General features: G+C 73.9%; 4 protein-coding genes. 1 reads left to right on the forward strand and 3 read right to left on the reverse strand.

All coding sequences use genetic code 11. The features are described from left to right. Positions 1-142: 142 nt before the first annotated feature. From AAHH18_RS18100 to AAHH18_RS18110, 3 genes are all read right to left on the reverse strand, one after another. Positions 143-499, reverse strand: coding sequence for a DUF1844 domain-containing protein (locus AAHH18_RS18100; RefSeq protein ID WP_343302576.1), 357 nt, complete (start codon positions 497-499; stop codon positions 143-145). An 83-nt stretch (positions 500-582) separates the two neighbouring features. Next, positions 583-2,085, reverse strand: coding sequence for a catalase (locus AAHH18_RS18105; protein WP_283320081.1), 1,503 nt, complete (start codon positions 2,083-2,085; stop codon positions 583-585). Positions 2,086-2,215: 130 nt separating this feature from the next. Continuing rightward, complete coding sequence (locus AAHH18_RS18110) at positions 2,216-2,692, reverse strand: Fur family transcriptional regulator (protein ID WP_343302577.1); 477 nt, start codon at positions 2,690-2,692, stop codon at positions 2,216-2,218. 424 nt (positions 2,693-3,116) lie between these two features. On the opposite strand from AAHH18_RS18110, the gene infC reads away from it, so the two are divergent. Beyond that, the coding region (gene infC / locus AAHH18_RS18115) for a translation initiation factor IF-3 (protein WP_343302578.1) at positions 3,117-3,766 on the forward strand (650 nt) is incomplete at its 3' end.

Here is a 3,766-nt window from a genome sequence, read left to right on the forward strand (position 1 = left end):
CCGCGGCGTCCGACCCGGTGCCCGCCGGACCGGCGCGCGCCGTCCCCGCGGCCGCCGGCGTGGTGCCGACGCCCGTGCCGGCGGGGGCCGACGACGTGGCCGCGCGACCGCGGGAGGACGCCGCCCGCTGACGCGCGGGGTGTCAGGACACGGCGCCGGTGAACTTCTCGCCGGGGCCGTCGCCGGGCGCGTCGGGGAACGGGCTCGCCTCCCGGAACGCGAGCTGCAGGGAGCGAAGCCCGTCCCGCAGCGAGCGCGCGTGCTGGTTGCCGATGTCCGGCGCCGACGCGGTGACGAGGGCGGCCAGCGCGGTGATGAGCTTGCGCGCCTCGTCGAGGTCCAGGTCGTCGCTGCCCCGCCGGCCCTCGGTGTCGGGCGACAGGCCGCACTTGACGGCGGCCGCGCTCATCAGGTGCACGGCGGCGGTGGTGATCACCTCGACCGCGGCGACGTCGGCGATGTCGCGGGTGGCGGTCTCGGGGTCGGGCGTCTGGCTCATGCGGGCGATCCTCTCATCCGCGACGACGCCCGCCGCCCGGGGGGTCCGGGCGGCGGGCGTCGTGGTGCGCTGGACGGCCGGCGTCAGGCGACGGGCGTGCTCGCGGTGCCGGGCTCGCCGGTCTCGAGCGGGGCCGTGCCGGCGAGCGCGGCGGCCAGGGCCTGCCCCAGGCCCGCGTCCACGTTCGTCCAGTACTGGACGGCCCGGGCGCGGATCACGTCGCTGCGCACCGCGCCGACGTGCCCGGTGATCGTCTCGAGGAACCGGGCGCGGGCGGCGTCGTCGAAGACCTCGCGGTACAGGGTCCCGGCCTGGCCCCAGTCGTCGTCCTGCTCGTGCAGCGTGGCCGCGGCGCGGACCATCGCCCCGTCGGACTCCCACCCGGAGGACTCGGCGGCGCGCGCCGGGTCCGCCGCCGGGCCGCCCACCGAGTTGGGCGCGTACACCGGCACGTCGGGTGCGGCGAAGTGGTACCGCGCCGCACCGTCCTTGGAGTACGAGTGCACCGGCGCCTGCGGGGCGTTCACGGGCAGCTGCGCGTGGTTCGTGCCGACCCGGTACCGGTGGGCGTCCGCGTAGGAGAAGATCCGCGCGAGCAGCATCTTGTCCGGGCTCGCCGCGATGCCGGGCACGAAGTTCGACGGCGCGAACGTGGCCTGCTCGATCTGCGCGAAGTAGTTCTCCGGGTTGCGGTTCAGCTCCATCACGCCGACCTCGATCAGCGGGTAGTCCGCGTGCGGCCAGACCTTCGTGAGGTCGAACGGGTTGAACCGGTAGGCCTTCGCGTCCTCGTACGGCATGACCTGCACCGACAGCGTCCAGCGCGGGAAGTCCCCGTCGGCGATGTGCTCGAACAGGTCGCGGATGTGGTGGTCGGCGTCCGAGCCCGCCAGCTGCGCGGCCTCGTCGGCCGTGAGGTTGTCGATGCCCTGCTGCGTCCTGAAGTGGTACTTGACCCAGAACCGCTCGCCGGCCGCGTTCACCCACTGGTAGGTGTGCGAGCCGAAGCCGTCCATGGTCCGCCACGAGCGCGGCAGCCCGCGGTCGCCCATCAGCCACGTGACCTGGTGCGCGGACTCGGGGGACAGCGACCAGAAGTCCCACTGCATGTCGTTGTCGCGCAGGTTCGACCCGGGCAGCCGCTTCTGCGAGCGGATGAAGTCCGGGAACTTGATGCCGTCGCGCAGGAAGAACACCGGCGTGTTGTTGCCGACCAGGTCGTAGTTGCCCTCGGACGTGTAGAACTTCAGCGCGAAGCCGCGGGGGTCGCGCCACGTGTCGGGGGAGCCGTGCTCGCCGGCGACGGACGAGAACCGGGCCAGCATGTCCGTCCGCACGCCGGGCTGGAACAGCGCCGCCCGGGTGTACCGGCTGACGTCGGCGGTCGTCGTGAACGTCCCGAACGCGCCACCGCCCTTGGCGTGCACGACGCGCTCGGGCACGCGCTCGCGGTTGAACTGGGCGAGCTTCTCCACCAGGTAGTGGTCGTGCAGGACGATCGGGCCGTCGGCGCCGACCGCGAGGGAGTGGGCGTCGGAGGCGACGGGGGCGCCGGAGTTCGTGGTGGTGGGGTGGACCTGGGTCACACGTGTCCTTCCGGGTCGGGCGAGCCGCTGCGGGCGCGCCGGGGGCCGGTGCGGGCGGGTGCGCCCGACCGGTGGTCGGTGGGTGGTGGTCGGTGGGTCCGGCGGGCCGGACGGGCCCGGCGGAGGAGTCTCAGCCGGAGGCGGCCCGGCAGCCGGGGCACAGACCCCAGTAGGTGACCTCGGCGGTGTCGACCGTGAAGCCCGACGTGGAGACGGGCGTGAGGCACGGTGCCTCGCCGACGGCGCAGTCGACGTCGCCGACGGCACCGCAGCGCCGGCAGACGACGTGGTGGTGGTTGTCGCCGACGCGGCGCTCGTACCGGGCGGGGTGCCCGGCCGGCTCGATGCGCCGCAGGATGCCGGCGTCGGTCAGCGCGTGCAGCACGTCGTAGACCGCCTGCACCGAGACGGTCGGCAGCGCGGTCCGGGCGTGCCGCAGCACGGCGTCCGCGTCGGCGTGCGGCATCGAGGCGACTGCGTCGAGCACGGCCACGCGCGGGGCGGTGACCCGCAGCCCGTGCCGGCGCAGCAGGTCCTGCGGGGTCCCGTGCTCCGGCTGCTCGGCCGGTGCGCCGGCTGCGGCGGGTGCGTGCTGGTCGACGGGCATGGCCTCACCCTGACACGTCTTCTGGAACAGTTCAAGGAGGGATCTGACGGCGTGTCACCACGTGGGGCCGGTGCCGGGGGAATCCGGACGGCCCGCCCGGGTGTTCTGGTAGAGTCATCCACGACTGACCTGGGTGGTGCGCGCGAGTGCTCCGCCCGGGTGCACAAGTGGAGCCACTCCCACCTGAGTCCCGACCGCCCGGTCCGCCGGCAGCAGGGTCCAGGTCACCGGTCCAGGCCGTGCCCCCCTCGCGGGAGCGCGGTCGGCGACGCACCGCTCACGCGGTGGTCGTGGAACCGTCGGCCCCCACCTGTGCCCAGGACCGGGGGCCTTCCTCGTTCCTGGGGTCGTCACCTGCGACTTCGAGGAGCACCACATCAGCGAGCCCCGCATCAACGATCGGATCCGCGTCGCCGAGGTCCGCCTGGTCGGCCCGAACGGCGAGCAGGTCGGCATCGTCCGCGTGGAGGACGCGCTGCGCCTGGCCCAGGACGCCGATCTCGACCTGGTCGAGGTGGCCCCGGACGCCCGTCCGCCCGTCTGCAAGATCATGGACTACGGCAAGTTCAAGTACGAAGCAGACATGAAGGCCCGCGAGGCCCGGCGGAACCAGAGCAACACGGTTCTCAAGGAGATCCGCTTCCGCCTCAAGATCGACCCGCACGACTACGGCACCAAGAAGGGCCACGTCGAGCGGTTCCTCGCGGCGGGCGACAAGGTCAAGGTCATGATCATGTTCCGCGGCCGTGAGCAGTCGCGCCCCGAGATGGGCGTGCGCCTGCTCCAGCGGCTCGCGGACGACGTGTCCGAGCTCGGCTTCATCGAGAGCATGCCGAAGCAGGACGGCCGCAACATGATCATGGTGCTCGGCCCCACCAAGAAGAAGGCCGAGCAGAAGGGCGAGCAGCGCCGCGCCCGGCGTGAGCAGCGCCAGGACGAGACCGGCGCGCCGGTCGCCGAGGCCCCGGACGAGGCCGCCCCGGCTGCTGCGCCGGCCCCGGTCGCCGAGCCGGCACCCGCTGCCGCGCCCGCCCCTGCGGCTGCGCCGGCTCCGGCCGCCGCGCCCGCCCCGGC

It is taken from the genome of Cellulomonas olei, assembly GCF_039548315.1.
In the GTDB taxonomy this organism is placed as follows: domain Bacteria; phylum Actinomycetota; class Actinomycetes; order Actinomycetales; family Cellulomonadaceae; genus Cellulomonas.

Excerpts from the sequence above, each read along its gene's own strand:
- AAHH18_RS18110 (WP_343302577.1), bottom strand. The coding sequence starts at position 2,692 with ATGCCCGTCGACCAGCACGCACCCGCCGCAGCCGGCGCACCGGCCGAG.
- AAHH18_RS18100 (WP_343302576.1), bottom strand. The coding sequence starts at position 499 with ATGAGCCAGACGCCCGACCCCGAGACCGCCACCCGCGACATCGCCGAC.